This window comes from Pseudomonas sp. ICMP 561 (genome assembly GCF_002699985.1).
Classification (GTDB): Bacteria; Pseudomonadota; Gammaproteobacteria; order Pseudomonadales; family Pseudomonadaceae; genus Aquipseudomonas; species Aquipseudomonas quasicaspiana.
Map to the genome: position 1 here is coordinate 18895 of NZ_LKBT01000045.1, position 26943 is coordinate 45837.

Below are 26943 nucleotides of genomic sequence, written 5' to 3' on the forward strand. Positions count from 1 at the left end.
AGCCGGGAGGGCTGTATTTCTGACGAGCAGATGCAGGGTCTGTACCGGCACCCTCCCGGCTGAAGCCGGTCCTACGAACCTGTGTTAAAGCGTCGAACTTCCTCCCCCGCCCCGCCCTCATAACTAACAAGCCCATCCAGTCGGTTATTCCATGGATCTTGTTATCGCGCGTCCCGAAGGTTTGTATTGCCCGCCCGGAGATTTCTACATCGACCCGTGGCGTCCCGTTGAGCGATCGGTCATTACTCACGCCCACGGCGATCATGCGCGAACCGGCAATGAGCACTACCTGGCCGCCGCGCCCGGCGAAGGCATTCTTCGTTCGCGGCTAGGACAGGACATCAACCTGCAAACGTTGGCGTATGGCGAAACCCTGCTGCACCACGGCGTAAAACTGAGCCTGCATCCAGCGGGGCATGTGCTGGGTTCGGCGCAGGTCCGGCTGGAGTACAAAGGCGAAGTCTGGGTGGCGTCCGGCGATTACAAAGTCGAGCCGGATGGCACCTGCGAGCCGTTCGAGCCGGTGCGCTGCAATACCTTCATCACTGAATCTACCTTTGGCCTGCCGATCTATCGCTGGCAGCCTCAGTCGCAGATCTTCGCCGGGATCAACGACTGGTGGCGGGCCAATGCCGCCGTCGGCAAAGCCAGCGTGCTGTTCGCCTATTCCTTCGGCAAGGCGCAACGCATCCTGCACGGTATCGACCCGGAGATCGGGCCGATTCTGGTTCACGGTGCGGTCGAGCCCTTGAACCGGGTCTACCGCGAAGCCGGGGTACGAATCCCCGAAACGCAGTACGCCGGCGACTTCAAGAAAACCGATCCGGCCCTGCGACAGGCATTGATCCTCGCGCCCCCCTCCGCAGGCGGCAGCACCTGGATGAAGCGCTTTGGCGAGTTCAGTGATGCCTTCGCCAGCGGCTGGATGATGTTGCGCGGGACACGCAGACGCCGCGGCGTGGACCGAGGCTTTGTGCTCTCCGATCACGCCGATTGGCCAGGCCTGCTTTGGGCAATCGAGCAGACGGGTGCCGAGCGAGTGATGGTGACCCACGGTTCAGTAGCCGTGCTGGTGCGTTACCTGCGCGAGTCCGGGCTCGATGCGCAAGGCTTCGTCACCGAATATGGCGATGAGGAAGACTCTGGCGCCGCAGAAGCAAAACCAGAGGAAACCAGACCCGAAAAATCAACCGAGGCCTCGGCATGAAAGCCTTCGCCGAGCTGTATTCCCGACTCGACGCCACGACCTCAAGCAACGCCAAGCTGGCCGCCATGCGCGACTACTTCGCGAAAGTGCCGCCGCAGGATGCGGCGTGGGCAGTGTATTTCCTGTCGGGCGGACGCCCACGCCAACTGGTGCCTACCAAACTGTTGCGCGAACAAGCCATGACCTTGGGCAAGCTGCCGGAATGGCTGTTCGAAGAAAGCTATCAGGCCGTGGGTGATCTGGCTGAAACCCTGGCGCTGCTGTTACCAGAGGCCGAACACGACTCCGACGAAGGTTTGGCCGTCTGGATGGAAGACAATCTGCTGCCCCTGCGCGGCCTGCCTCCGGAAGAACTGGCCGAGCGCCTGCCGACATTCTGGAGCCAGTTGGATCGGGTCAGTCTGATGGTCTGCATCAAGCTGACCACTGGCAGCTTCCGGGTAGGCGTTTCGAAGCTCTTAGTCACTCGCGCCCTCGCCGCCATGGCCGATATCGACAGCAAACGCGTAGCGCAACGCCTGGTGGGTTACACGGATCTGTCTCACCGGCCCAGCGCCGAGGGCTTTCTCAAACTGATCGCAGCAGAATCGGATGACGAGCACGCTCAGCGTGGCGGTCAGCCTTATCCGTTTTTCCTCGCCCATGCCCTGCAGCAGCCGGTGGATCAGTTCGAAAGTCTGCTGGGGCCAGCGGAAAACTGGCAAGTGGAGTGGAAGTGGGACGGTATTCGCGCACAACTGGTCAAGCGCGAAGGTCGCTTGTGGATCTGGTCTCGCGGTGAAGAACTGGTCACGGACCGCTTCCCTGAGTTGCACAGCCTGGTACAAAGCCTGCCGGACGGGACCGTCATCGACGGCGAAATAGTCGTCTGGAAGACGCCAGAAACGTCAGCCACTGACAAAGCGGAGTTCGCCCTGAGCGCCGATTCTCCACCAGATGTCACACAGGCTCAGCCATCGGTCCAGCCCTTCGCGCTCCTGCAGCAACGCATCGGCCGTAAAACGCTGGGCAAGAAAATCCTCGAGGAAGTGCCCGTCGTGGTGCTCGCTTACGACCTGCTGGAATGGCAGGAGCATGACTGGCGCAGCCGCCCGCAACATGAGCGGCGCACGCAATTGGAAAAAGTGATCGAAACCAGCCAAAGCCCGGTGTTATTGCCCTCCCCGGTTATCAATGGCAAAGACTGGCTGGACTTGAGCGTGCAGCGTGAAGCCTCTCGCAGCCTGGGCGTTGAAGGCATGATGCTTAAATCCCGGGACTCGTTGTATGGCGTGGGCCGCACCAAGGACATGGGCGTCTGGTGGAAATGGAAAGTCGATCCGTTCAGCGTCGATGCCGTATTGATCTATGCGCAACGCGGCCATGGCAGGCGCGCTAGCCTGTACAGCGACTACACCTTCGCGGTGTGGGACGGCCCGCCTGAATCCAGCCAGCGCACACTGGTGCCCTTCGCCAAAGCCTATTCGGGCCTGACCGACGAAGAAATGCGCAAGGTCGACGCCATTGTGCGCAAGACCACCGTGGAAAAATTCGGTCCGGTCAGCAGTGTGACCCCAAGTCTGGTATTCGAGCTGGGCTTCGAAGGCATCGCCCTGTCAAAGCGTCACAAGAGCGGGATTGCAGTGCGTTTCCCGCGCATGTTGCGCTGGCGTCAGGATAAATCAGTCGCCGAGGCCGATAGTTTGTCGACGTTGCAGGACTTGCTGGGGTAGGATGCCGCCCTTTTTTGGGGCTGCTGAATTTTCGCGCACCTTGTTAGGGCGAAACACCAACCTTTGTAGGAGTGAGCTTGCTCGCGATAGGGTTGTCGGTTAATGCTCAATGCTGCTGGCACGACGCTATCGCGAGCAAGCTCACTCCTACAGGTAGCGCCCTCGAAGTCAGCAGTCAACATTGCGACAACTCCGTACATTTAAAACGCACGTTCGTATCTTTGGTTCGGAAATTGCTATCTTCTGTGGTCTGGCACCCGCCGGTAGCAAGCCTCGCGTGTTCCCAACGCTCAATTTGGTTTTAAGGACTGAACGATGAAAAAAGCATGGCTGACCCTTTCTGCATTGGCTGTTTGTCTCGCTGCAGGCAATGCAATGGCCAAGGAATACAAGGAACTGCGTTTTGGCGTTGATCCTTCTTATGCACCTTTCGAATCAAAAGCCGCTGACGGCAGCCTGGTAGGCTTCGACATCGACCTGGGCAACGCTATCTGCGCCGAGCTGAAGGTTAAATGCAAATGGGTCGAAAGCGATTTCGACGGCATGATTCCAGGCCTGAAAGCGCGTAAATTCGACGGCGTTATCTCGTCGATGACCGTGACTCCGGCACGTGAGAAGGTTATCGACTTCTCCAACGAACTGTTCTCCGGCCCGACTTCTCTGGTGTTCAAAAAAGGTGCAGGCCTGACGGCTGACCCGGCCAGCCTGAAAGGCAAAACCGTTGGCTATGAGCAAGGCACCATTCAGGAAGCCTATGCCAAAGCCGTACTGGACAAGGCGGGTGTAAAAACCCAGGCCTATGCCAACCAGGATCAGGTTTACGCCGACCTGGTTTCCGGTCGTCTTGATGCGTCCATTCAGGACATGCTGCAAGCTGAACTGGGCTTCCTGAAGTCGCCACAAGGTGCTGATTACGAAGTCAGCAAGCCAATCGACAGCGAATTGTTGCCTTCCAAAACTGCGATCGGTATCGCGAAAGGTAACAAAGAGCTCAAGGCTCTGTTGGATAAAGGTATCAAAGCGTTACACGACGACGGCAAATATGCCGAGATCCAGAAAAAGCATTTCGGCGATCTGAATCTGTATAGCGGTAAATAACACCCCGACGCCCATGGATTTCGGCGATGATCCACCGCCGATTTCCATGGGCGTTTTGTTTTATTGACCGTCAAAGGCTTTACCCATGTTCGATACACTGCTGCAAACCCTCGGACTCTCCTCCTTCAGCCTCAAAGGCTTCGGCCCTCTGCTGCTCGAAGGAACATGGATGACCGTTAAATTATCGCTGCTGTCGCTGTTCGTGAGCATCGTGCTCGGACTGATCGGCGCCAGTGCAAAACTGTCGGGCGCCGCCATTGTGCGGATGCCGGCGCAGCTCTACACCACACTGATCCGTGGCGTTCCCGACCTCGTGTTGATGTTGCTGATCTTCTACAGCCTACAAACCTGGCTGAGTCAGCTGACCGACGCAATGGAATGGGACTACATCGAAATTGATCCTTTCAGCGCAGGCGTGATCACGCTCGGCTTCATTTACGGCGCGTATTTCACCGAAACCTTCCGTGGCGCGATCCTTTCGGTGCCGCGTGGACAGGTCGAGGCCGCTACCGCCTACGGCCTCAGTCGCGCCCAGCGTTTTCGCTACGTGGTATTCCCGCAGATGATGCGCTTCGCCCTGCCGGGTATCGGCAATAACTGGCAAGTGCTGCTCAAGGCCACTGCGCTGGTGTCGATCATCGGTCTGGCCGATCTGGTCAAGGCCGCCCAGGACGCCGGCAAAAGCACCTACCAACTGTTTTACTTTCTGGTCCTCGCTGCATTGATTTACCTGCTGATCACCAGCGCTTCGAACTTTGCCCTGCGTTGGGCTGAACGGCGGTATTCCGCAGGCAGCCGGGAGGCTCAACGATGATCGAACTGCTTCAGGAATACTGGCGCCCCTTCCTTTATAGTGACGGCGTGCACATCACCGGCCTCGCCATGACCATGTGGCTGCTCAGCGCCTCCATCGCCATCGGCTTTCTGGTCTCGATCCCGCTGTCCATCGCTCGTGTTTCCAGCAACTTCTGGGTTCGTTGGCCGGTGCAGTTCTACACCTACCTGTTTCGCGGCACGCCTCTCTATATACAGCTGCTGATTTGCTACACCGGTATCTACAGCCTCGAAGCCGTGCGCGCGCAGCCGATTCTAGATTCGTTCTTCCGCGACGCGATGAATTGCACGATCCTGGCGTTCGCCCTTAATACTTGCGCGTACACCACCGAGATTTTCGCCGGCTCGATCCGCAGCATGAACCACGGCGAAGTCGAAGCCGCCAAAGCCTACGGGCTGACCGGCTGGAAGCTTTACGCCTACGTGATCATGCCATCGGCCCTGCGTCGCTCGCTGCCGTTCTACAGCAACGAAGTGATTCTGATGCTGCACTCGACCACGGTAGCCTTCACCGCCACTGTGCCGGACATTCTCAAAGTCGCGCGGGATGCGAACTCGGCAACCTTCATGACGTTCCAGTCGTTCGGTATCGCCGCCATTATTTACCTGTGCGTCACGTTCATTCTGGTCGGTCTGTTCCGTCTTGCAGAACGCCGCTGGCTGGCCTTTCTCGGCCCGACTCACTAGGACCTGCCCATGCGTCATGACACCCACGATCTGCTCGCGCCGGTGCCGGGCACTGCGCGGCAGATCCACAGTTTTCACTACGGTCCGCAAAACGGCGTCTGCAAGGTTTATATCCAGGCCTCGCTGCACGCCGACGAGCTGCCGGGCATGCTGGTCGCCTGGTACCTGAAGCAGAGACTGAGCGAGCTTGAAAATGCCGGTTTACTGCTCGGTGAAATCGTTGTCGTGCCGGTGGCCAATCCTATCGGTCTGGAACAGGTGCTGATGGACGTCCCGCTGGGCCGTTATGAGCTGGAAAGCGGGCAGAACTTCAACCGCTGGTTCATCGATCTCGGCGTACAGGTGGGCGATGAGGTTGAAACACAGCTCACGACTGATCCGCAGCACAACACCCGGTTGATCCGTCGTAGCCTGCGCGCAGCGCTTGAAGCGCAGATCGCATCGACCCAACTGCAATCGCAACGTTTGACCTTGCAGCGCCTGGCCTGCGATGCCGACATGGTGCTGGACCTGCATTGCGACTTCGAATCCGTCGAGCACCTGTACACCACGCCTGAAGCCTGGCCACAGGTGGAAATGCTCTCGCGCTACCTCGGCGCTCAGGCCAGCCTGTTGGCGACTGACTCCGGTGGCCAGTCGTTCGATGAGTGCTTCACGCTGGTCTGGTGGCAATTGCAGCAGCGCTTCGGTGATCGCTTCGCGATTCCCATGGGCAGCTTTTCGGTCACGCTGGAATTGCGTGGTCAGGGCGATGTCAATCACCCGTTAGCCAGTCGTGACTGCCAGGCGCTGATCAACTACCTGATCCATTACGGTGCGATTGGCGGTGACATCTCGGCCGCTCCTGAATTGCTTTACCCGGCCACACCACTGGCGGCGGTTGAACCGGTGGCCACGCCCGTCGGCGGGCTACTGGTGTTTTGCGCCCAACCCGGTGAATACGTCGAGGCGGGCCAGTTGATCGCAGAAATCATCGACCCGATCAGTGACACCGTCACGCCGATCCACACGCTCAATCCCGGCCTGCTCTATGCGCGTTCGTTACGCCGCATGGCCACCGCCGGCATGGTCATCGCTCACGTCGCAGGCACCGAAGCCTACCGTAGCGGCTACCTACTTTCTCCTTGAGGACTTGCTTGTCATGTACAAACTGACCATCGATGGCCTGCATAAAAGCTACGGCGATAACAAAGTACTCAAAGGTGTTTCGCTCAAAGCCAGCAGCGGCGATGTCATCTGCCTGATCGGCGCCAGCGGCTCCGGCAAAAGCACGTTCCTGCGCTGCATCAATTTCCTTGAACAACCGAACGACGGTGCCATGAGCCTGGACGGCAAGCAGGTTCGCATGGTCAGCGACAAGGGCCACATGCGCGTTGCCGACCCGGATGAGCTGCAAAGCATCCGCACCCGGCTGGCCATGGTGTTCCAGCATTTTAACCTGTGGGCGCACATGACCGTTCTGGAAAACATCACCATGGCACCGCGCCGGGTGCTGGGCGTTTCCAAGGAAGAAGCCGAAGCCCGCGCCCGCAAATATCTGGACAAGGTCGGCCTGCCGGAACGCGTTGCCGACCAATACCCGGCCTTCCTGTCCGGTGGTCAGCAGCAGCGCGTAGCCATTGCCCGCGCGCTGGCGATGGAGCCCGAAATCATGCTGTTCGACGAGCCGACCTCGGCACTCGATCCCGAGCTGGTCGGCGAAGTACTCAAAGTGATTCAGGGTCTGGCCGAAGAAGGTCGAACCATGATCATGGTGACCCACGAAATGAGCTTTGCCCGTAAAGTCGCCAACCAGATCGTATTCCTGCACCAAGGCCAGATCGAAGAGTCCGGTCACCCTGATGAGGTGTTGGGCAATCCGAAAAGCGAGCGGCTGCAGCAGTTCTTGAGCGGGAATTTGAAGTAACCGGCAGCCTGTTGGAGCGAGGCTTGCCCGCGAACCAGACAATGCGGCGCATCAGGCGTGCCGTGTCATCGTTCTTCGCGGGCAAGCCTCGCTCCAACAAACAACAACCAACACAACTAATCCCCCATCTGCGCTGTCTCTGAAATACCCCCTTTCAGAGCACACAGCGGCGCATGAGCAGACCCACCGATTTCGCTCAGCGATGGTTTTCGGAACGCAGCTGGAAGCCCTTTCCTTTTCAAAAAGAGGTCTGGTCGGCCGTTAAGCAGGGGCACTCAGGCCTGCTGCACGCAAGCACCGGCTCTGGTAAGACCTACGCCGTATGGTTCGCTGCGCTCAATCGTTTCGCACAAGCCGTCAAACCGCCAGCCGACGACAAACCCCGCAAGCGCAAACCGCCCGCCACACCGCTCAGCGTGTTGTGGATAACGCCCATGCGCGCACTGGCTGCCGACACTGCCAGAGCGCTCGAAGCCCCCTTGGCAGATCTGGACATCCCCTGGAGCGTCGGCCTGCGCACAGGCGATACGAGCAGCAGCGAACGCGCCCGACAAGGGCGACGACTGCCCACTGCGCTGATCACCACGCCCGAAAGCCTGACCCTGTTACAGACTCGCGCTGACGCTCAAAGCACGTTCTCGACCCTTAAGATGGTCGTCGTGGATGAGTGGCACGAACTGATCGGCAACAAACGCGGCGTCCAGTTGCAACTGGCACTGGCCCGCTTGCGCCAATGGAATCCGGATCTGATCGTGTGGGGCGTTTCCGCGACGCTCGGCAATCAACAGCACGCTCAGGAAGTGCTGGTCGGCGAAGGCGGGATCAGCGTGCAAGGCAAGATCACCAAAGAACTACGCGTGGACACCCTGTTGCCACCGTCCATAGAACGCTTCCCGTGGGCCGGGCATATGGGCTTGCGTATGCTGCCGCAAGTACTGGCGGAAGTGGACAGCAGCGCCAGTTGCCTGGTGTTCACCAACACACGTGCGCAATCAGAGGTTTGGTATCAGGCTCTGCTGGAAGCTCGCCCGGACTGGGCCGGACTGATTGCCCTGCACCACGGCTCACTGGCGCGAGAAGTGCGGGACTGGGTCGAGCGCGCCCTGAAGGAAGGCCACCTCAAGGCAGTGGTGTGCACCTCCAGCCTCGATCTGGGCGTGGACTTTCTTCCCGTCGAGCGTGTGCTGCAAATCGGCTCACCTAAAGGTGTTGCACGCCTCATGCAACGTGCCGGGCGTTCGGGCCATGCACCGGGCCGCCCATCGCGAGTGACGCTGGTGCCAACGCACAGCCTGGAACTGGTTGAGGCCGCTGCGGCTCATGACGCGGTAGCAGCGCGGATGATCGAGCCCAGAGAATCACCACACAAGCCTCTCGACGTACTGGTCCAGCATCTGGTCAGCATGGCGCTGGGCGGCGGCTTCGATCCCGAAACGCTGTTACGCGAAGTACGCACTGCCTGGGCATATCGAGAACTGACCGATGACGAGTGGCAATGGGCATTGGCTTTCGTTCGTCATGGCGGCCATTCGTTGACCGCCTACCCGGACTATCGACGCGTTGAGCCTGACGACAATGGCATCTGGCGGGTGCCGGACGCGCGCCTTGCCAGACGTCACCGCATGAGCATCGGCACCATCGTCAGCGACGCCAGCATCAACGTAAAGTACTGGAAAAAAGGCGGCGGAGGTGGCTCGCTGGGCAGCGTCGAAGAAGGATTCATTGCGCGCCTGAAGCCTGGTGATGGGTTTCTGTTTAGTGGGCGATTGCTGGAGCTGGTGCGCGTCGAAAACATGACCGCCTATGTGAAAAAAGCGACCAGCAAAAAAGCCGCTGTTCCACGCTGGAATGGCGGGCGCATGCCGCTCTCCAGCGAATTGGCCGCTGCCGTGGTGACAAAGTTCGACGCAGCCGCTCACGGCGAATTCAACAGCCCGGAAATGCAGGCCGTTAAACCCTTGCTGGAAGTCCAGCGGCAGTGGTCCGCCCTGCCTCAGGAAAACACGCTGCTGTCAGAAATCATGAAATCCCGGGAGGGCTGGCACCTGTTTCTCTACCCTTTTGCCGGTCGCCATGTGCATCTGGGACTGGCGAGCCTGTTGGCCTGGCGATTGAGCCGCCATACACCACTGACCTTTTCCATCGCGGTTAACGATTATGGTTTTGAGCTGCTCAGCGCCACCGAGGTGGATTGGCAGGCAGAACTACGCCCTGAGCTGTTCAGTGAAGAGCATCTGATGAACGACATCATGGCCAGCCTGAACGCGGGCGAACTGGCCCTGAGACGCTTCAGGGAAATCGCCCGCATTGCCGGGCTGGTATTCTCCGGCTATCCCGGTGCGCCGAAGAGCAACCGGCAACTACAGGCGTCCAGTGGGCTGTTCTTCGAAGTTTTCAAACAATACGACGCTGGCAACCTGCTGCTGACACAGGCTCAAGAAGAGGTTCTGCGTCAGGAGCTGGATGTCGCGAGACTGGAGCACACCTTGCAACGCATCAACCAACGCACGCTGGACGTCCATCTGATCAAACGCGCTACGCCGATGGCCTTTCCCCTGCTGGTAGAGCGTATGCGCGAAAGCCTGAGCTCGGAAAAGCTCGCAGACCGGATTGCCCGAATGGTGCGCGACCTGGAAAAAGCAGCAGGAACTGACGTCACATGAATCCTCACGTCCCGGTACAACTGGCAGGTGCCGAGCTTTGGTTGCTGGCTGAAAAAGCCATTTACTATCCCGAATATCGAGCTTTGCTGATCGCCGATGTGCATTTTGGCAAAGCGGCTGCCTTTCGCGCGCTTGGGCAGCCGGTCCCGCAAGGCACGACCCAAAGCAACTTGCAGCGCCTTGATGACCTGCTGCGGAGCTATCCCTGTGACCGGCTGATATTCCTCGGCGACTTCCTGCATGCGCGGCAGTCGCGCACGCCGTCCACGCTGGAGGCACTCAGCAATTGGCGATCCGGGCATCCGACGCTGGCAATCACGCTGATCCGTGGCAACCATGATAAGCACGCAGGCGATCCCCCTGCAGACTTGATGATCGAGACCGTGCCGGAACCGCTACTGTTGGGGCCCTTCGCGCTGCAGCATGAACCTCATCCGCACCCGACCCATCACGTGCTGGCAGGGCATGTTCATCCGGTTTATCACTTGCAGGGGCGTGGACGTCAGCGCCTGCGGCTGGCGTGCTTCTATCTCAATGAGCGCACGAGCCTGTTGCCCGCGTTCGGAGCATTTACCGGCGGGTACAAGGTAGAGCGTGAGCAGGACAGCAGAATTTACGTGGTGGGAGATGGAGCGGTATGGGCGACTGGCTGAAACGATTCAAGTCTGCACATTTAATCCGGATGCGCGCATGATCCAGAGTGATTTGAAATTCATCAGCAGCACTGCTGGCCAATTCATGCGCCAGCAGCAGCAAGAAAACTATTCAGGCAACCGGAGCCGGTGGTGGCTCGTCTGGAAGAGTCGGTTCGCCGGGTTCCATCGGCTGAGGATGGTCATTGGGGGTATCCGGGCCTGGCTGCCCCGGTACGCCGCCGACCATGTTGAACTGCGGATAGGCGAGTAACGACAAGGCAAGCAGACCCACATGATTCTCTCGCGGGTCCGCCCCCTGGGCGCTGGCGTTCGATTGTCTCTTCATAAGGTACTCCTGAGCGTTATCCCCTGCTCACGCGGTGTGAGAAGAAGCGATTCAGTCAATAGAGTGCCGATTTGAGGACTAATTCAATTTCGCCAGACTTAACGGTAACAAATATCAGTTAAGCGCGAGGCAAGGTAACGCCACGCTGCCCTTGATATTTGCCGCCACGATCCTTGTAAGACACTTCACACTCTTCGTCGGACTCGAGGAACAGCATCTGCGCCACACCCTCGTTGGCGTAGATTTTCGCAGGCAATGTGGTGGTGTTGGAGAACTCCAGGGTCACATGACCTTCCCATTCCGGCTCAAGCGGCGTCACGTTCACGATGATGCCGCAACGCGCATACGTGCTTTTACCCAGACAGATGGTCAGCACGTTACGTGGAATACGGAAGTATTCGACGGTGCGCGCCAGAGCAAAAGAGTTAGGCGGGATGATGCAAACATCGCTTTTCACGTCGACAAAGCTGCCTTCATCGAAGTTTTTCGGGTCAACGATTGCAGAATTGATGTTGGTGAAAATCTTGAATTCATCTGCACAGCGCACATCGTAGCCATAGCTGGAAACGCCATAAGAGATGAGACGACTGGCGCCTTCGCCACGCATCTGGCGCTCGACGAAGGGCTCGATCATGCCCTGCTCCTGCGCCATGCGGCGAATCCACTTGTCCGATTTGATGCTCATGGCGATGTCCTGATAGCTGGGTGAAAAAACATGTCCGGCATCTTACCGGGCCACGGCTTTGGGTTCAAAGCTTGTAGCAGCCTGCAAGCCAATGCTTTTTCCCATGAATGGAAATAATCCTCAATTGACGGTTGGCATGCTCAAAAAAAAGCGTTAAGGTGGCGTCACTGTGTTGCTTGTGTCACTGAGAATCTCTACACGATGTTGAATTTCGATCCAACCATCTCCAAGAATTTTTCCTGCTCTTTGCACTCAGTCTCGGCCAGGGCACTTCCTGAGTCGCAGTTAACTTTGTCCAAGGAGATACACCATGTCTAATCGCCAAACTGGTACCGTTAAGTGGTTCAACGATGAAAAAGGCTTCGGCTTCATCACTCCACAATCCGGTGACGACCTGTTCGTGCACTTCAAAGCTATCCAATCTGACGGCTTCAAAAGCCTGAAAGAAGGCCAACAGGTCTCTTTCATCGCTACCCGCGGTCAGAAAGGCATGCAAGCTGAAGAAGTTCAAGTTATCTAACTTGTACTTATTCGCTTAAAGAACCCCGCTTCGGCGGGGTTTTTTTATGCCTGTAGAAAATACCCGCGGCATCGCCACCCGAAACTGTGGGAGAGAATTCATTCGCACACAGGACCTACACAATCCGTAGGACCGGCTTTAGCCGGGAGGGCGTCGGGAGATCCACCGAAGCTTCTTCACCAGAAATAGTGCTCTCCCGGCTAAAGCCAGTCCTACAAGATTGCGGGCAAAACACAAATCTCCCTAGGTTTTGCTGCTCTTAATCGTCGCTAACAGAAATACTCGGCATCGCCGGGCTGGCCGCTTCCTGCAGCACGATCCGGGCCCCCACATGGCGCGCCAGTTCCTGATACACCATCGCAATCTGACTTTCCGGCTCAGCCATAACGGTCGGCTTACCACCATCAGCCTGCTCGCGAATCAGCATCGACAATGGCAACGAAGCCAGCAGCTCGACGTCGTACTGCGAGGCCAGCTTCTCGCCACCGCCCTCACCGAACAAATGCTCCGCGTGACCGCAGTTCGAGCAAATATGTACGGCCATGTTTTCCACGACACCCAGCACTGGAATATTGACCTTACGGAACATCTCGACGCCTTTTTTCGCATCGAGCAGCGCCAGATCCTGAGGCGTCGTGACGATCACCGCACCTGCGACCGGGACTTTCTGCGCCAGCGTCAGCTGGATATCACCCGTACCCGGCGGCATATCGATGACCAGGTAATCCAGATCATTCCACGCCGTTTGCGTAATCAACTGCAGAAGTGCGCCGGAAACCATCGGGCCGCGCCAGACCATCGGCGTGTTGTCATCGGTCAGAAAGGCCATGGACATCACCTCGACACCATGGGCCTCGATGGGCACGAACCATTTCTGATCCTTGATTTTAGGCCGTGTGCCTTCAGCGATGCCGAACATCACGCCCTGACTCGGACCGTAGATGTCAGCATCCAGAATCCCGACCCGCGCGCCTTCGCGAGACAACGCCAATGCCAGATTGGCCGCCGTGGTGGATTTGCCCACGCCGCCTTTGCCGGATGCTACGGCAACAATATTCTTCACATTAGCCAGACCGGGAATCTGCCCTTGAGCCTTGTGCGGCTCAATCACCGTGGTGATCTCCACCTTGGCGGAGGTCACACCCTCCAGACCCTCAATGGCGATTTGCAGCATCTGCGCCCAGCCACTCTTGAACAGACCGGCCGCGTAACCCAGCTCAAGCTGCACACTGACGCGCTCGCCGTGGACCTCAATGGCACGCACACACCCGGCGGTCACGGGGTCCTGATTCAAATAAGGATCGGTATATTGGCGAAGAACGGCTTCCACCGCTGCGCGATTAACAGCGCTCATGGGCTACTCCCGAATAAAGACAGACTAAAACAGGCGGCTATCCTAACGCTTCTGCGTGCCACCGGCATGGTTTCGCTGGAATCATCATTCCCGTAGGAGCGCGCTTGCCCGCGATAGCGTCAGACCGGGCGGTAATATTTCGACTGAAATACCGCAATCGCGGGCAAGCGCGCTCCTACAGGCAATGCTCAACGATTAACCACGCACATTCCTACAGTCAGCACAGGATGAAAAAAATCACTCAGACCTTTATAGTGGCCGACCTCCGTTTCACTTCAAGTAGCCGAGCCCCATGTCCGAGCCACGCAAGATCCTCGTTACCAGCGCCCTGCCCTATGCCAATGGTTCGATCCATCTTGGCCATATGCTTGAGTACATCCAGACCGATATGTGGGTGCGCTTCCAGAAGCACCGCGGCAACCAATGCATCTATGTCTGCGCGGACGACGCTCACGGCTCGGCAATCATGCTGCGCGCGGAAAAGGAAGGCATCACCCCGGAACAACTGATCGACAACGTCAAGGCGGAACATAGCGCCGACTTCAGTGATTTCCTGGTGGACTTCGACAATTTCCACTCGACGCACTCGGATGAAAACCGCGAGCTGTCGAGCATGATCTACACCCGCCTGCGCGATGCCGGGCATATCGCTACCCGCTCGATCACCCAGTATTTCGACCCGGAAAAGAAAATGTTCCTGGCCGACCGCTTCATCAAGGGCACCTGCCCGAAATGCGGCACTGAAGATCAGTACGGCGACAACTGCGAAAAGTGCGGTGCGACCTACGCGCCAACCGACCTGAAAGACCCGAAATCGGCGATTTCCGGCGCTACGCCTGTCCTGAAAGATTCGAAGCATTTCTTCTTCGACCTGCCAGCCTTTGACGCCATGCTCAAAAGCTGGACACGCAGCGGTACACTGCAGGATGCCGTGGCAAACAAGATCGCCGAATGGCTGGATGCCGGCCTGCAGCAGTGGGATATCTCCCGCGATGCGCCTTACTTCGGCTTCGAAATCCCTGACGAGCCGGGCAAATACTTCTACGTGTGGCTGGACGCTCCTGTCGGCTACATGGCCAGCTTCAAGAACCTGTGCGCACGCCGTCCTGATCTGGATTTCGATGCTTTCTGGACCAAGGATTCGACGACCGAGCTGTATCACTTCATCGGCAAGGACATCGTCAACTTCCACGCCCTGTTCTGGCCAGCAATGCTCGAAGGTGCAGGCCTGCGCAAGCCAACCGGTATCAATGTGCACGGCTACCTGACCGTCAACGGTCAAAAAATGTCGAAATCACGTGGTACGTTCATCAAGGCACGCACCTACCTGGACCAATTGTCGCCGGAATACCTGCGCTATTACTACGCAGCCAAACTGGGCAAGGGTGTGGACGACCTCGACCTGAACCTCGACGACTTCGTGCAGAAGGTCAACTCGGACCTGATCGGCAAGGTCGTGAACATTGCCAGTCGTTGCGCGGGCTTCATTCACAAAGGCAATGCCGGTGTGATGGTGGCTGAAAATGCGGCTCCGGAACTGACCGACGCGTTTCTGGCTGCAGCACCTGGTATCGCAGAAGCCTATGAAGCACGCGACTTCGCCAGAGCAATGCGGGAAATCATGGGTCTGGCGGACCGCGCCAACGCCTGGATCGCTGACAAGGCTCCCTGGTCTCTGGCCAAGCAGGAAGGTAAACAGAATGAAGTACAGGCGGTCTGCGCACTGGGCATCAACCTGTTCCGGCAACTGGTGATTTTCCTCAAACCGGTATTGCCACTACTGGCTGCCGACGCCGAGAAATTCCTCAACGTTGCGCCACTGACTTGGGATGATCACAAGACGCTGCTGAGCAATCATCAGCTCAACCCGTTCCAGGCCCTGATGAGCCGCATCGACCCGGCCAAGGTTGAAGCCATGACCGCCGCTTCGAAAGAAGACCTGACGGCCAGTGCAACCGATACCGGTGCTGCGCCCGAGGGGAATGGCGAACTCGCCAAGGACCCGCTGTCTGCCGAGATCGATTTCGATACCTTTGCAGCAGTGGACCTGCGAGTCGCCCTGATCCTCAAGGCCGAGCATGTTGAAGGGGCAGATAAACTTCTGCGTCTGACTCTGGATATCGGTGACGAACAGCGCAACGTGTTCTCAGGCATCAAAAGTGCCTACCCGAACCCGTCTGAGCTGGAGGGCCGCCTGACCATGATGATTGCCAACCTCAAACCGCGGAAAATGCGCTTCGGCATCTCGGAAGGCATGGTGATGGCCGCAGGCCCGGGTGGCGAAGAAATCTACCTGCTCAGCCCTGATAGCGGTGCCAAACCAGGCCAACGCATCAAGTAAGACTTGAGGCCTGCCCGATAACAGCCTTATACGCTGTTATCGGGTTTGTGCTTTTTGCAGTAAAAACAAACGTTCGCCTGCGAGCGCTTCACCCACTTCACTTGCCCACCGCCTGCTCGCCTATCCGGCAAAACCATGAACCTCATCCAAAGCATCGACGCCCTGCTCCCCCAGACCCAATGCGGAAAATGCGGACATCCCGGCTGCAAGCCCTACGCAGAAGGGATCGCCCAAGGCGAAGCAATCAACAAATGCCCGCCGGGTGGCGATGAGACCGTTGCGGCTCTGGCGCAGTTACTCAGCGTTCCAGCGCTGCGCGTCGATCCGGAGCGGGGTTCTGCGCCAGCACAAGTCGCGTTTATTCGGGAGGCCGAATGCATTGGCTGCACCAAGTGCATTCAGGCTTGCCCGGTTGACGCTATCGTCGGCGCAGCAAAGTTCATGCACACCGTCATCGTCGATGAGTGCACCGGTTGCGACCTGTGTATCGCCCCCTGCCCGGTGGATTGCATTGACCTGCTGCCGCTTCCTTCTAACGTCACTCCTATCGTCAGCGGATATGCCGCAACTGTGCCGGAGCAACAGAATCGCAGCCAAAGGCGAAATCAGGCACGACGTCGCTTCGAGTCCCGCAACGCGCGGCTACGACGCGAAGAGGAGCGTCGGCATGCTGAGCGAGTTGCGCGCGCGCAAAGGGCCACAGCAGCACCTGAACCCCCTCGCTCAACCGCGCAATCAATAGCTGAGCGCACAGGCACGCAACGCGTTGCCGTCGATGACGATGCATTGAAAAAAGCCCGCATCAACGTGGCTATGAGCAGAGCTCAACTCAATAAATCCTTGAAGGCATTCGGTCACCCTCCTATCGCCGAGCAGGCAGCACGTCTGGTTCAATTGCAGCAGGAATACGAAACGGCCGAACAAGCCCTTGAGAGCCTCCAGTCCGCGCAACCCGGCCCAATCGCAACACCGACCCCACGGATGGACAACAGCGGGGTCAAACGTGCAAAAATCCAGCTGGCCATGGCACGCGCGGCATTGAAAAAAGCGCAGACGAACGAGGCTTCTTCAGAACAGATCGCGAGCCTGACGGCTCAGCTTCAACATGCCGAACAAGCTCTTGAGGCCGCAGAGCAGAGCCTGTCAGCCAACCCGCAAGCTATCGCCCCCAAGGAAAATCCCGGTTCATGAACGCTGCAAAACGCCTGGAAATCTTTCGTCGCCTTCACGAAGACAATCCGGATCCAAAGACCGAGCTGGCGTATACCACGCCATTCGAGTTGCTCATCTCTGTGATTCTTTCAGCCCAGGCAACCGATGTCAGCGTGAACAAGGCCACCGCACGGCTTTATCCTGTCGCCAATACCCCACAGGCGATCTATGACCTTGGCGTGGAAGGCTTGTCCGAGTACATAAAAACCATCGGCCTCTACAACAGCAAGGCCAAAAACGTTATAGAAACATGCCGAATGCTCATGGAGTTGCACGATGGAGAAGTGCCGCAAACACGCGAAGCACTTGAAGCCCTGCCCGGCGTGGGACGCAAGACAGCCAATGTGGTGCTCAATACTGCATTCCGCCAGATAGCCATGGCGGTAGACACCCACATATTTCGTGTCAGCAATCGTACCGGCATTGCCCCAGGCAAAAATGTGGTTGAGGTAGAGAAGCAGCTGATGAAGTTTGTACCCAAGGATTATCTGCTGGACGCCCACCACTGGCTGATCCTGCTTGGCCGCTATGTTTGCCAGGCACGCAAGCCACGCTGTGGCAGCTGCATGATCGAAGACCTGTGCGATTACAAGCACAAGACCTCGGACGATTGAGCGATAGGACCTCAAACGACTGATCGATTGAAAAAATCTTTTTTACCCGCTCGCAGATACTCGCTATAAGGTGCGCCAACGACAGCTTAAGTCTGGAGTCACCTTATGAGCACTGACAAAGAGCAATTGGATGTAGACGACGATTTCATTGCGGTTGAAGCAGATGATGCAGAGCCCGCACCTGTTGAACCCGCCAAGACCAATCTCAGCAAACGACGCACGATCGACAACATGCTTGAAGAAAGACGTCTGCAAAAGCAACTGGCTGATTACGACTACGATCTATGATCGCTGCCCCGCTTCACCTCCCCATTCAAAGCCTCTCATGTGCGAGAGGCTTTAGCGCTCAGCACCACAAGCTGCAGCGCATATCATGATTTCCCTCTGGTAAAAATCGCCAAATCTCCTCAGACCAGACCATTACGCTGAGCGAGCTCGATGAGATCAACCAACGAATGAGCATTGAGTTTGAGCAACAGTCGAGTCTTATAGGTGCTGACTGTTTTATTACTTAAAAACATTCCATCTGCAATTTCCTTATTGGTTTTCCCTCGCGCCAATTGCTGTAGCACCATCATTTCCCGGCCAGACAGGCGATCAACCATGTCAGCTTCGCTGGCATTGCCCATGCTTGAGCGAACGGTATGCAGGGCCTGGTTAGGGAAATAACTGTAGCCCGACAATACGGCCTTGATGGCGCTCAACAGTTCGGTGAGGTCCTGCTGCTTGCAGACATATCCGGCTGCCCCGGCCTGCATGCAGCGCATGGAGAAATGCCCAGGAGCCTGAGAGGTCAGGATCAGCACCTTGAACGGCAGGGTCATGGCAGACAGACGAGCGATGACTTCGAGGCCATCCAGCTTTGGAATGCCTATGTCGAGAATCACGATATCGGGCAAATGCTCACGAGCCAGTTGCAGGGCATCCACTCCATTATCCGTCTCCGCAATAACCTCATAGCCATGGCGCTCCATCAGCATACGAACAGCAAGGCGAATGACGGGATGATCGTCCACGATCAGCACTTTATTCATGGGCAGTCCAATTTTCGCTTTTCGAAGTTTCAGAGTAAGCACAATAGCTTAGTCGTTTAGTGCTTTGCATGACGCGCCCCCCTTGGGACTGACAGCCAAAGACCATTCCCACAACCACCGCAGAATATTCCTACAAATATCAGTCTAAATGACGCTACATAAGTGGCCATCACACGTCTGCCTGCGCTGAAAAATAGAAATTAACTGGTTTGTACAAAATCAAGATACTGGAGCGCGGATCAACTAATAGAATTATTATGTTCGGGTCAAGCATTTTTCAAATATCCCTTTGGACTAATAAACATGCATTACACCGACCTGGTCGATCCTGAGCTATCCACATCCGTGACAACAGGTCGAGCACTCAGTTTAGATAGCTTCTAGCCATCACCAGAAACGATGCTTTTATATTCCCTTCACACGTCCACAAAAAACTTCCGGGCCTCGCCAGCACAAACACACTGTTACATATCTGAGACACTGGCACTGCGCTTCGGCAACGGCATCCAATATGTCAGAACACCGCCACATTTAGCGTCACGGTTGTGCCAACAGAATATTTCAGCCATCACCCTCTGCTACGTTTAAAAAATACACACTTTGCAGCGCCCATTTTGTAAATATATATATTTTGCGAAAAATCCTACTTAGATTTCGGAAACGCCTGAGCTTTCAAGAAAGCATGACCTCCTTGCTCATTTAATTGTGCGGTATTCATGCACCGCACAACACATAAATGCAGACAGCCTCCAGACCATCAGAAATTTCTAAAAGCAGTGCATGACTTTTCTGACGGAGACTGATCTCAGGCAGCCATCCGGCTGAAAGCTAATACTATATCCCCAAGCAAATCCATATACCCCCGCCAAAGAGGAAATGTACTACAACACTAACAGACGAAGAAAATCTTCATGTAAGAAAATTAATTACCCTATAAATCAATCCATCTAGCGAAAGCTTTTTTACTTGCAAATTTTATTACCAGTCGTTACTTTTTCAAGAACCCTTCCACTAATCACAGATAAAACATGCAGGACTACATGAAACCCACTTAACAAATGATGCCAATTTGACCCATCAAAAAAGCGTTGCTTTAAAAGGACTCTCCTTCACTAGAGAGCCGAAGGGATTCGGGCAGCATGAACATGCCCCATCCGAACAGCCTTCGCTGACCGCGCCCTGATATGGACCGACGATTCTTTTTTGAATGGGCCCTGTGTACAACCATGTTCAAAAAGGGATATATCATGAACAACAAAATCTCCAGTGCCTGCCCTCAAGAGGCAGACTCTCTGGATCTTGCGGCAGCTGTTGAACACTTCGTAGCTCAGGGCGGCGTTATTGACATCGTCTCGCAAGCTGCACATCAGGCAGCCACACTAAGCACCGCCAGTACAACACCAGCGCCTGAAATTGCAGCTGTTGAAAAACCTGACAAGTTGGATACTCTAAAAGCGCTGGTGGCTAAAGGCGCCGGTATTAACGCACTGCAGTACTCGCTGAGGATGAACAAGAGAGATATCAAACAGTTGGCTGCGGAGCACGGCGTAAAAATCGCATTCAGCCGCCCGGTCAACGAAACCGGCAGAGCACATCGGTCGGAAACGTCAGATATTGACGACACTGTGGCGGGGCATGCGATGCATTATTCAAGCCTTGGATACTCCGCACACGAGATTGCCAACATTCTGGGCTTGAGCGTTCGCCAGGTGTGGAACATAGGAAAAGCGTATCGGTTCGAATTCAAAATAAACGAGGGTGACCCCTCTCCATAGAACAGTTTGAAAAGCACACTGAACACCGAAAGAAGATTCACAAACTTTTCAGGTGCACGTGCACATTTCGGAGATTCGCCGAATCTAATCCCTCTGACTCCATTAAAGGTCTTATTTGAGAAAACCCCATGAAACTACTACCGCGCCTTATCAACCCCATCAGTATCATTGCGATGTTCGCCGCCTTGTGCGAGGCATCAGCAACAACGGTGCTCCCTCACCTTGATGAAGAAAACCGTCAGATCTATATATGGTTTCTAAAGGCATTTCCCTCTGCACTGGTTGTGTTATTTTTCCTGACGCTCAATTTCAACAGCCGGGTTCTTTATCCCCCTGTCGATCCTTCAGATAAATAGCCTGTCGCTATCAAGTGATGTCGGAAAACCAGGTATATGCTCACCCCTCCTTGCCCTGCTGTTAAACCGCACTAGCACACATAGAGTCAAGACACGCTAGTGCAGGCATAACGATACGGCCAACCCGTTAGATACAGAGTATTCAGGGAGAATAAACAATTCGAAAAACTCATGACGCACTGAAACGTCACAACTGAACGCGGGCAGATTTATCCGCGTATGGAAGGCACCACGGCAGTACCTTATACGGCAACTGTGGCCGCCGGAAAGCTAACTGAGCAGGCTGCAAGAAACGCAATGCTGGCAGCATCTCACAAGTCTCAGTCATTTTCAGATGCAGCACCCGAAAGGTGCTGCATCTTCATTTCAGGACACGTCGTTAAAACAGTTTACGGCCCTTGTTCGCAGCAATACGCATGCGCAGCGCGTTGAGCTTGATGAAGCCTGCTGCATCTGCCTGGTTATAAGCGCCACCATCTTCTTCGAAGGTCGCGATATTGGCATCAAACAGCGATTCATCAGACTTGCGACCGGTCACGATCACATTGCCTTTGTAGAGCTTGAGGCGCACCACGCCATTCACGTGAGCCTGCGAGGCATCAATCATCTGCTGCAGCATCTGACGCTCAGGGCTCCACCAGTAACCGGTGTAGATCAGGCTCGCGTACTTAGGCATCAACTCATCTTTGAGGTGAGCCACTTCGCGGTCCAGAGTGATCGACTCGATGGCACGGTGAGCGCGCAGCATGATCGTGCCGCCAGGCGTCTCGTAGCAGCCGCGGGATTTCATACCCACGTAACGGTTCTCGACGATGTCCAGACGACCAATACCGTGCTCGCCACCGATACGGTTGAGCGTGGCCAACACAGTGGCAGGCGTCATCTCAACGCCGTCCAGCGCGACGATGTCGCCGTTACGGTAGGTCAGTTCCAGATATTGTGGGGTGTCCGGAGCCTTCTCCGGGGACACGGTCCAACGCCACATGTCTTCTTCGTGCTCGGTCCATGTGTCTTCCAGCACGCCGCCTTCATAGGAGATGTGCAGCAGGTTGGCATCCATGGAATATGGAGATTTCTTCTTGCCGTGACGCTCAATCGGGATCGCGTGCTTCTCGGCGTAGTCCATCAGCTTCTCGCGGGACAGCAGGTCCCATTCGCGCCAAGGGGCAATCACTTTCACGCCAGGCTTGAGCGCATAGGCACCCAGCTCGAAACGCACCTGATCGTTACCTTTACCGGTAGCACCGTGGGAAATGGCATCAGCGCCGGTTTCGTTGGCGATTTCGATCAGGCGCTTGGCAATCAGCGGACGAGCGATGGAAGTACCCAGCAGGTACTCGCCTTCGTAGACAGTGTTGGCGCGGAACATCGGGAACACGAAATCACGCACGAACTCTTCGCGCAGGTCATCGATGTAGATTTCTTTGACGCCCATGGCTTTTGCCTTGGCGCGTGCGGGTTCGACTTCTTCGCCCTGACCCAAGTCAGCGGTAAAGGTCACTACTTCGCAGTTATACGTATCTTGCAGCCACTTGAGGATTACCGAAGTATCCAGGCCACCGGAATACGCGAGAACTACCTTGTTTACGTCCGCCATGCCATCACTCCACCGGGTTGTACGGAAAACCGATGATTCTACCGCTCAAACGGTGTGATTTACAGTAGCGCGACAGCTTCTGACGATGAAGCGACAGATTATGTCGATCTGGCGACGAGTGAGCACCCGTCGTCAGATCTTGGCGGGAGCCGTATTCAGCGCAACAGGGGCAGGTCTTTCATCCGGCGCAATACGCTCCAGATGGATGTTTACCCGACGGTTACGCGCACGGTTGGCGTTGTTGGTATTAGGCACCAGCGGATAGCGTTCGCCGTGGAAACGCAGAGTAATCTGTTCTTCGGGAATGCCTTGAGCCTTCAGAAAATCCATGACGGCCAAGGCGCGACGTCGGGACAAGTCACGATTGGTCAGGCGATTGCCACTGTTATCTGAATGTCCGTCCAGTTCGACGTGATTAACCGTGGGATCCGCCTTGAGATACGCCACGATGGTCTGCAAGCGAGCCTTGGCTTGCGCATCCAGATCGATGCCGCCGCCCGGAAAACCAACTTCACCCTGTTTGACCTGGTCGTAGTTCATCGGCAGCAGTTTAGTGACGCACTGCTGATAGTCGCTGAAGGCTTTGTTGAATTTGACCGGTAACAGGCGCACTTCGGTGGTACCAGCAGCATCACGGGAGTAATGGCGGATGACCGGGCTGCGACCTTCCATCAGACCGCTGATCAGCCGACTGGCCTGTACCTGCGAACTGCTGAACGGAAATTCACCATTATTGACTTTGACTGAACCCAGATTGATATCGCCGCGCCCCGGCTGCCATGGCGCAGCAGCCGCCAAAAGGGTCGCCGAGCCGCCGCCCGCCATGCCGCCGGCCGACTTGATCCGGAATGTGGCCTGCTCACCCGCACGACGCACGAACTCACCCGCACCGAAATCGGTGATGGGTTGGCTGAGGCGACACTCGAACTGATCGCCTTCCACTTTCCACTCAATGCTTTCCAGACGAGTCTGGAAAGTCATTGCCATGGCCGGGAAGCTGGCGAACACGCTGAGCAGGGCTAGATATCGCTGGCGCACGGGAGGCTCCACTAAAAAATGACTTCATAACAAAAAGACTTCCTACAACGGGCTATCGGTAACTTCCTACAAAACTTGATAGCGGGTGCCTGAGAGAGTCTTTTCCGGTAGCATTCCCAGCGAGTTTGACCCGCCTGGAATCCCCAATGTCCGACCTCCTGACCCTTTTGCGTCCCGACGACTGGCACATACACCTCCGCGATGGAGCTGTTTTGCCCCACACCGTTGCTGACGTTGCGCGCACTTTTGGCCGCGCAATCATCATGCCTAACCTGGTACCGCCCGTTCGCAATGCTCAGGAGGCCGACGCTTATCGTCAGCGCATCCTGGCGGCTCGCCCTGCCGGCAGCCCGTTCGAACCGCTGATGGTGCTTTACCTGACTGACCTGACGCAGCCGGAAGACATCCGCACGGCCAAAGCCACTGGCTTTATCCATGCTGCCAAGTTGTACCCGGCCGGAGCGACCACCAACTCCGATTCGGGTGTGACCAGCATCGACAAGATTTTCCCCGTTCTCGAAGCAATGGCCGAAGTCGGCATGCCGCTTCTGGTGCACGGCGAAGTGACCCGTAGCGACATTGATGTCTTTGATCGCGAGAAAATCTTCATCGATGAACACCTGACGCGTGTCGTTGAACGCTTCCCGACACTCAAAGTGGTGTTTGAACACATCACCACCGCTGAGGCTGTGCAGTTCGTCAATCAGGCTTCGGCCAATGTCGGCGCCACGATTACTGCGCATCACTTGCTCTATAACCGCAACCACATGCTGGTGGGCGGGATTCGTCCGCACTTCTATTGCCTGCCGATTCTGAAGCGCAATACGCACCAGACCGCGCTGCTTGATGCAGCTACCGGTGGGAGCACGAAGTTCTTCCTCGGCACCGACTCGGCGCCGCATGCCCAGCATGCCAAGGAAAACGCTTGTGGCTGTGCAGGCTGCTACACCGCCTATGCCGCCATCGAGATGTACGCTGAGGCTTTCGAGCAACGTAATGCACTGGACAAACTGGAAGGGTTCGCCAGCCTCCATGGTCCGGCGTTCTACGGCCTGCCTGCGCCTCAGGACACCATTACGCTGGTCCGTGAAGAATGGACCGCGCCCACCAGTCTGCCGTTTGGCGAGCTGTCCGTAATACCGCTGCGCGCCGGTGAAAAACTGCGCTGGCGTCTGCTGGAGAAACACGCGTGAGTGAAGATCATTTCGACGACGAACAGGAAGGTCAGGGCGGCGGTTCGCGCCACCCCATGGCAGCCCGTTTTCGCGGCTACCTGCCTGTCGTCATCGATGTAGAGACCGGTGGCTTCAATTGCGCTACCGACGCCCTGCTGGAAATTGCGGCAGTGACCATCGGTATGGACGAAGACGGATTTGTGTTCCCGGAGCATACGCATTTCTTCCGCGTAGAACCGTTCGAGGGCGCCAACATTGAGGCGGCTGCCCTTGAGTTCACCGGTATCAAACTCGATCATCCATTGCGTATGGCGGTCAGTGAAGAAACCGCGCTGAATGACATCTTCCGTGGTGTTCGCAAGGCACTGAAGGCCAATGGATGCAAGCGTGCGGTGCTGGTCGGCCACAACGCCAGCTTCGACCTGGGCTTTCTGAACGCGGCGGTTGCGCGGCTCGACATGAAACGTAACCCGTTCCACCCCTTCTCCAGCTTCGACACCGCGACGCTGGCCGGGCTTGCCTACGGCCAGACCGTTCTTGCCAAGGCCTGTCAGGCAGCCGGTATCGACTTCGACGGCCGTGAAGCACACTCAGCGCGTTACGACACCGAGAAAACCGCCGAGCTGTTCTGCGGCATCGTCAATCGCTGGAAGCAGATGGGTGGCTGGGAAGATTTCGGCGACTGATGGCGACACTGAAAATCCTGCGTTGATTTAACTGACGCCATCGCGAGCAAGCTCACTCCTACAGAAGTACGCGGTCTTCTGTAGGAGTGAGCTTGCTCGGGATGGCGTCGTTATGTTCAAAGCATCGCTTAATGTAATTTCACCACTCGTCGGTACAGAGAGAAACCTTCTCAATGAGTTTTGACAAGCATTCTCATTAACATTAGTATCCCCGGCAACGAGAAATTACAGCGATGGTTCTCATTTATGTATGTCTGCCTCTGCCAAGGTGTTACCGACGGTCAAATCCGAGATGCAATATTCGAGGGTTGCTGCAGTTACAAAGACGTTCGTGAAACATTGGGCGTCGCCACCAAATGTGGCAAATGCGCCTGTTTAGCCAAGGAAGTGGTACGCGATACCCTGACCGAGCTGCAGACCAGCCAGGCCGCATTAGCTTATCCAGCAGAATTTTCACCCGCCTGATTGAACCTATTTCAAGGAACCGGACCTAGTGTCCGGTTTTTTTATGCCTTTAATTCAAATGCTTAGCGTCAAGATGCGGAACACAAACATTCTTATTCCTATTTAATTTCACTTATTATTCAATAACTTAGGTTTGACAGACTAATACGCGCAGATCAAACTCGCGTTTTATATATACAAGCCATTGGCAGGACCTCAAAAATGAAAGGCGACATTACAGTCATCCAGCATCTCAACAGGATCCTCGGAAACGAGCTGGTCGCGATCAATCAGTACTTCCTGCATGCCCGCATGTATGAAGATTGGGGCCTGAACAAGCTGGGCAAGCACGAGTACCGCGAATCCATCGACGAGATGAAGCACGCTGACAAGCTCATCAAGCGCATCCTGTTCCTGGAAGGCCTGCCTAACCTGCAAGAGCTGGGCAAAATCCTGATCGGCGAACACACCAAGGAAATGCTTGAGTGCGACCTGAAGATTGAACACAAAGGTCTGGTTGATCTCAAAGCGGCCATTGCTCACTGCGAAGTCATCGGTGACTTCGGTAGCCGTGAAATGCTGGAAGACATCCTCGAGTCCGAGGAAGAACATATCGACTGGCTGGAAACCCAACTGGGTCTGATCGAGAAAATCGGTATCGAGAACTACCTGCAATCGCAGATGGGCGAAGACTGATTCATCTGGTCTGCCGGTAACGAAAAAGCCCCGCTTTCGAGAGAAAGCGGGGCTTTTCTTTGTCGCTACGCTGATGCGGTATGCACATCAACCGGTAGGAGCGAACTTGTTCGCGAGGCGTCAGGTCAGGCAACACATCTGCCAACCGGTCAACCGCTTCGCCAACAAGTTGGCTCCTACAGGTAAGCGGCCAAGGTGACGCTAACGAAAAAGCCCGCCTTCTCTCGAAAGCGGGCTTTTCTTTGTCGCTACGTTGGTGCCGTATGAACACCAACCGGTAGGAGCGAACTTGTTCGCGAGGCGTCAGGTCAGCCAACACATCTGCAAA

At 56.1% G+C, this 26943-nt stretch carries 26 protein-coding genes; 20 read left to right on the forward strand and 6 right to left on the reverse strand.

Going from position 1 to position 26943, the window contains the following annotated elements; translation table 11 throughout:
- Window positions 1-151: 151 nt before the first annotated feature.
- The 9 genes from AO242_RS22070 (at window position 152) to pdeM (ending at window position 10760) form a co-directional block, all read left to right on the forward strand.
- A complete protein-coding gene (locus tag AO242_RS22070; protein ID WP_027898457.1) occupies window positions 152-1207 on the forward strand; it encodes a ligase-associated DNA damage response exonuclease in 1056 nt (351 codons plus the stop codon).
- On the forward strand, window positions 1204-2919 hold the full coding sequence (locus AO242_RS22075) for an ATP-dependent DNA ligase (RefSeq protein ID WP_099270372.1): 1716 nt from the start codon (window positions 1204-1206) through the stop codon (window positions 2917-2919). The genes AO242_RS22070 and AO242_RS22075 overlap by 4 nt, the downstream gene beginning before the upstream one ends.
- 315 nt (window positions 2920-3234) lie before the next feature.
- A complete protein-coding gene (locus AO242_RS22080; protein ID WP_027898455.1) occupies window positions 3235-4017 on the forward strand; it encodes a transporter substrate-binding domain-containing protein in 783 nt (260 codons plus the stop codon).
- A gap of 85 nt (window positions 4018-4102) precedes the next feature.
- The gene (locus AO242_RS22085; RefSeq protein WP_027898454.1) at window positions 4103-4831 is read left to right on the forward strand and encodes an ABC transporter permease; all 729 of its coding nucleotides are present in this window, start codon (window positions 4103-4105) and stop codon (window positions 4829-4831) included.
- Window positions 4828-5538: an ABC transporter permease gene (locus AO242_RS22090; protein ID WP_099270373.1), complete on the forward strand. Its 711-nt coding sequence runs from the start codon at window positions 4828-4830 to the stop codon at window positions 5536-5538. The genes AO242_RS22085 and AO242_RS22090 overlap by 4 nt, the downstream gene beginning before the upstream one ends.
- A 9-nt stretch (window positions 5539-5547) precedes the next feature.
- Window positions 5548-6666, forward strand: a complete 1119-nt coding sequence (locus AO242_RS22095) for a succinylglutamate desuccinylase/aspartoacylase family protein (RefSeq protein WP_099270374.1) — start codon at window positions 5548-5550, stop codon at window positions 6664-6666.
- Window positions 6667-6679: 13 nt separating this feature from the next.
- Entirely contained in the window at window positions 6680-7444 is a 765-nt protein-coding gene (locus AO242_RS22100) for an ABC transporter ATP-binding protein (RefSeq protein ID WP_099270375.1), read from the forward strand.
- 173 nt (window positions 7445-7617) lie between these two features.
- Window positions 7618-10107, forward strand: coding sequence for a ligase-associated DNA damage response DEXH box helicase (locus tag AO242_RS22110; RefSeq protein WP_099270376.1), 2490 nt, complete (start codon window positions 7618-7620; stop codon window positions 10105-10107).
- The gene (pdeM, locus tag AO242_RS22115) at window positions 10104-10760 is read left to right on the forward strand and encodes a ligase-associated DNA damage response endonuclease PdeM (RefSeq protein ID WP_099270377.1); all 657 of its coding nucleotides are present in this window, start codon (window positions 10104-10106) and stop codon (window positions 10758-10760) included. Before AO242_RS22110 ends, pdeM begins: the two co-directional genes overlap by 4 nt.
- Before the next feature lie 112 nt (window positions 10761-10872).
- Here the strand turns inward: pdeM and AO242_RS22120 are convergent, their stop codons facing one another.
- Window positions 10873-11088: a hypothetical protein gene (locus AO242_RS22120; protein ID WP_099270378.1), complete on the reverse strand. Its 216-nt coding sequence runs from the start codon at window positions 11086-11088 to the stop codon at window positions 10873-10875.
- A gap of 118 nt (window positions 11089-11206) precedes the next feature.
- Window positions 11207-11773 (reverse strand): dCTP deaminase, encoded by a 567-nt coding sequence (dcd, locus tag AO242_RS22125; protein ID WP_027898447.1) that lies wholly within the window; start codon window positions 11771-11773, stop codon window positions 11207-11209.
- 310 nt (window positions 11774-12083) lie between these two features.
- Between dcd and AO242_RS22130 the strand changes: the two genes are divergently transcribed.
- Window positions 12084-12293 carry a cold-shock protein gene (locus AO242_RS22130; RefSeq protein WP_002554837.1) on the forward strand — a complete coding sequence of 70 codons (210 nt, stop codon included), beginning with the start codon at window positions 12084-12086 and terminating at the stop codon, window positions 12291-12293.
- A 259-nt stretch (window positions 12294-12552) separates the two neighbouring features.
- Here the strand turns inward: AO242_RS22130 and apbC are convergent, their stop codons facing one another.
- Window positions 12553-13647, reverse strand: coding sequence for an iron-sulfur cluster carrier protein ApbC (gene apbC, locus AO242_RS22135; RefSeq protein ID WP_099270379.1), 1095 nt, complete (start codon window positions 13645-13647; stop codon window positions 12553-12555).
- 292 nt (window positions 13648-13939) lie between these two features.
- Here apbC and metG point away from each other — a divergent pair, with 292 nt between their 5' ends.
- The 4 genes from metG to AO242_RS22155 all read left to right on the forward strand — a co-directional run bounded on the left by metG (window position 13940) and on the right by AO242_RS22155 (window position 18102).
- Window positions 13940-15988 carry a methionine--tRNA ligase gene (gene metG / locus AO242_RS22140; protein ID WP_099270380.1) on the forward strand — a complete coding sequence of 683 codons (2049 nt, stop codon included), beginning with the start codon at window positions 13940-13942 and terminating at the stop codon, window positions 15986-15988.
- Between the two features lie 135 nt (window positions 15989-16123).
- Window positions 16124-17179 carry an electron transport complex subunit RsxB gene (gene rsxB / locus AO242_RS22145; protein WP_099270381.1) on the forward strand — a complete coding sequence of 352 codons (1056 nt, stop codon included), beginning with the start codon at window positions 16124-16126 and terminating at the stop codon, window positions 17177-17179.
- A complete protein-coding gene (nth, locus tag AO242_RS22150) occupies window positions 17176-17814 on the forward strand; it encodes an endonuclease III (RefSeq protein ID WP_099270382.1) in 639 nt (212 codons plus the stop codon). The genes rsxB and nth overlap by 4 nt, the downstream gene beginning before the upstream one ends.
- A gap of 105 nt (window positions 17815-17919) precedes the next feature.
- Complete coding sequence (locus tag AO242_RS22155; RefSeq protein WP_099270383.1) at window positions 17920-18102, forward strand: PA3496 family putative envelope integrity protein; 183 nt, start codon at window positions 17920-17922, stop codon at window positions 18100-18102.
- A gap of 119 nt (window positions 18103-18221) precedes the next feature.
- On the opposite strand, the gene AO242_RS22160 is transcribed toward AO242_RS22155, so the two are convergent.
- Window positions 18222-18848 (reverse strand): response regulator transcription factor, encoded by a 627-nt coding sequence (locus AO242_RS22160; protein ID WP_025261490.1) that lies wholly within the window; start codon window positions 18846-18848, stop codon window positions 18222-18224.
- A 1247-nt stretch (window positions 18849-20095) separates the two neighbouring features.
- On the opposite strand from AO242_RS22160, the gene AO242_RS22165 reads away from it, so the two are divergent.
- A complete protein-coding gene (locus AO242_RS22165) occupies window positions 20096-20623 on the forward strand; it encodes a hypothetical protein (RefSeq protein ID WP_099270589.1) in 528 nt (175 codons plus the stop codon).
- Between the two features lie 128 nt (window positions 20624-20751).
- Window positions 20752-20979: a hypothetical protein gene (locus AO242_RS22170; protein WP_099270384.1), complete on the forward strand. Its 228-nt coding sequence runs from the start codon at window positions 20752-20754 to the stop codon at window positions 20977-20979.
- A gap of 379 nt (window positions 20980-21358) precedes the next feature.
- Here AO242_RS22170 and AO242_RS22175 read toward each other — a convergent pair whose 3' ends face one another.
- Together AO242_RS22175 and AO242_RS22180 are read right to left on the reverse strand one after the other, a co-directional pair.
- Entirely contained in the window at window positions 21359-22576 is a 1218-nt protein-coding gene (locus tag AO242_RS22175; protein ID WP_027898440.1) for an argininosuccinate synthase, read from the reverse strand.
- 132 nt (window positions 22577-22708) lie between these two features.
- On the reverse strand, window positions 22709-23614 hold the full coding sequence (locus AO242_RS22180) for a flagellar protein MotY (protein WP_027898439.1): 906 nt from the start codon (window positions 23612-23614) through the stop codon (window positions 22709-22711).
- A 146-nt stretch (window positions 23615-23760) separates the two neighbouring features.
- On the opposite strand from AO242_RS22180, the gene pyrC reads away from it, so the two are divergent.
- From pyrC to bfr, 4 genes are all read left to right on the forward strand, one after another.
- Window positions 23761-24807, forward strand: coding sequence for a dihydroorotase (gene pyrC, locus AO242_RS22185; protein ID WP_027898438.1), 1047 nt, complete (start codon window positions 23761-23763; stop codon window positions 24805-24807).
- Window positions 24804-25475 (forward strand): ribonuclease T, encoded by a 672-nt coding sequence (rnt, locus tag AO242_RS22190; protein WP_027898437.1) that lies wholly within the window; start codon window positions 24804-24806, stop codon window positions 25473-25475. Before pyrC ends, rnt begins: the two co-directional genes overlap by 4 nt.
- 246 nt (window positions 25476-25721) lie before the next feature.
- Entirely contained in the window at window positions 25722-25940 is a 219-nt protein-coding gene (locus AO242_RS22195) for a bacterioferritin-associated ferredoxin (RefSeq protein WP_032627525.1), read from the forward strand.
- A gap of 201 nt (window positions 25941-26141) precedes the next feature.
- A complete protein-coding gene (gene bfr / locus AO242_RS22200) occupies window positions 26142-26615 on the forward strand; it encodes a bacterioferritin (RefSeq protein ID WP_027900754.1) in 474 nt (157 codons plus the stop codon).
- Window positions 26616-26943 lie beyond the last annotated feature (328 nt).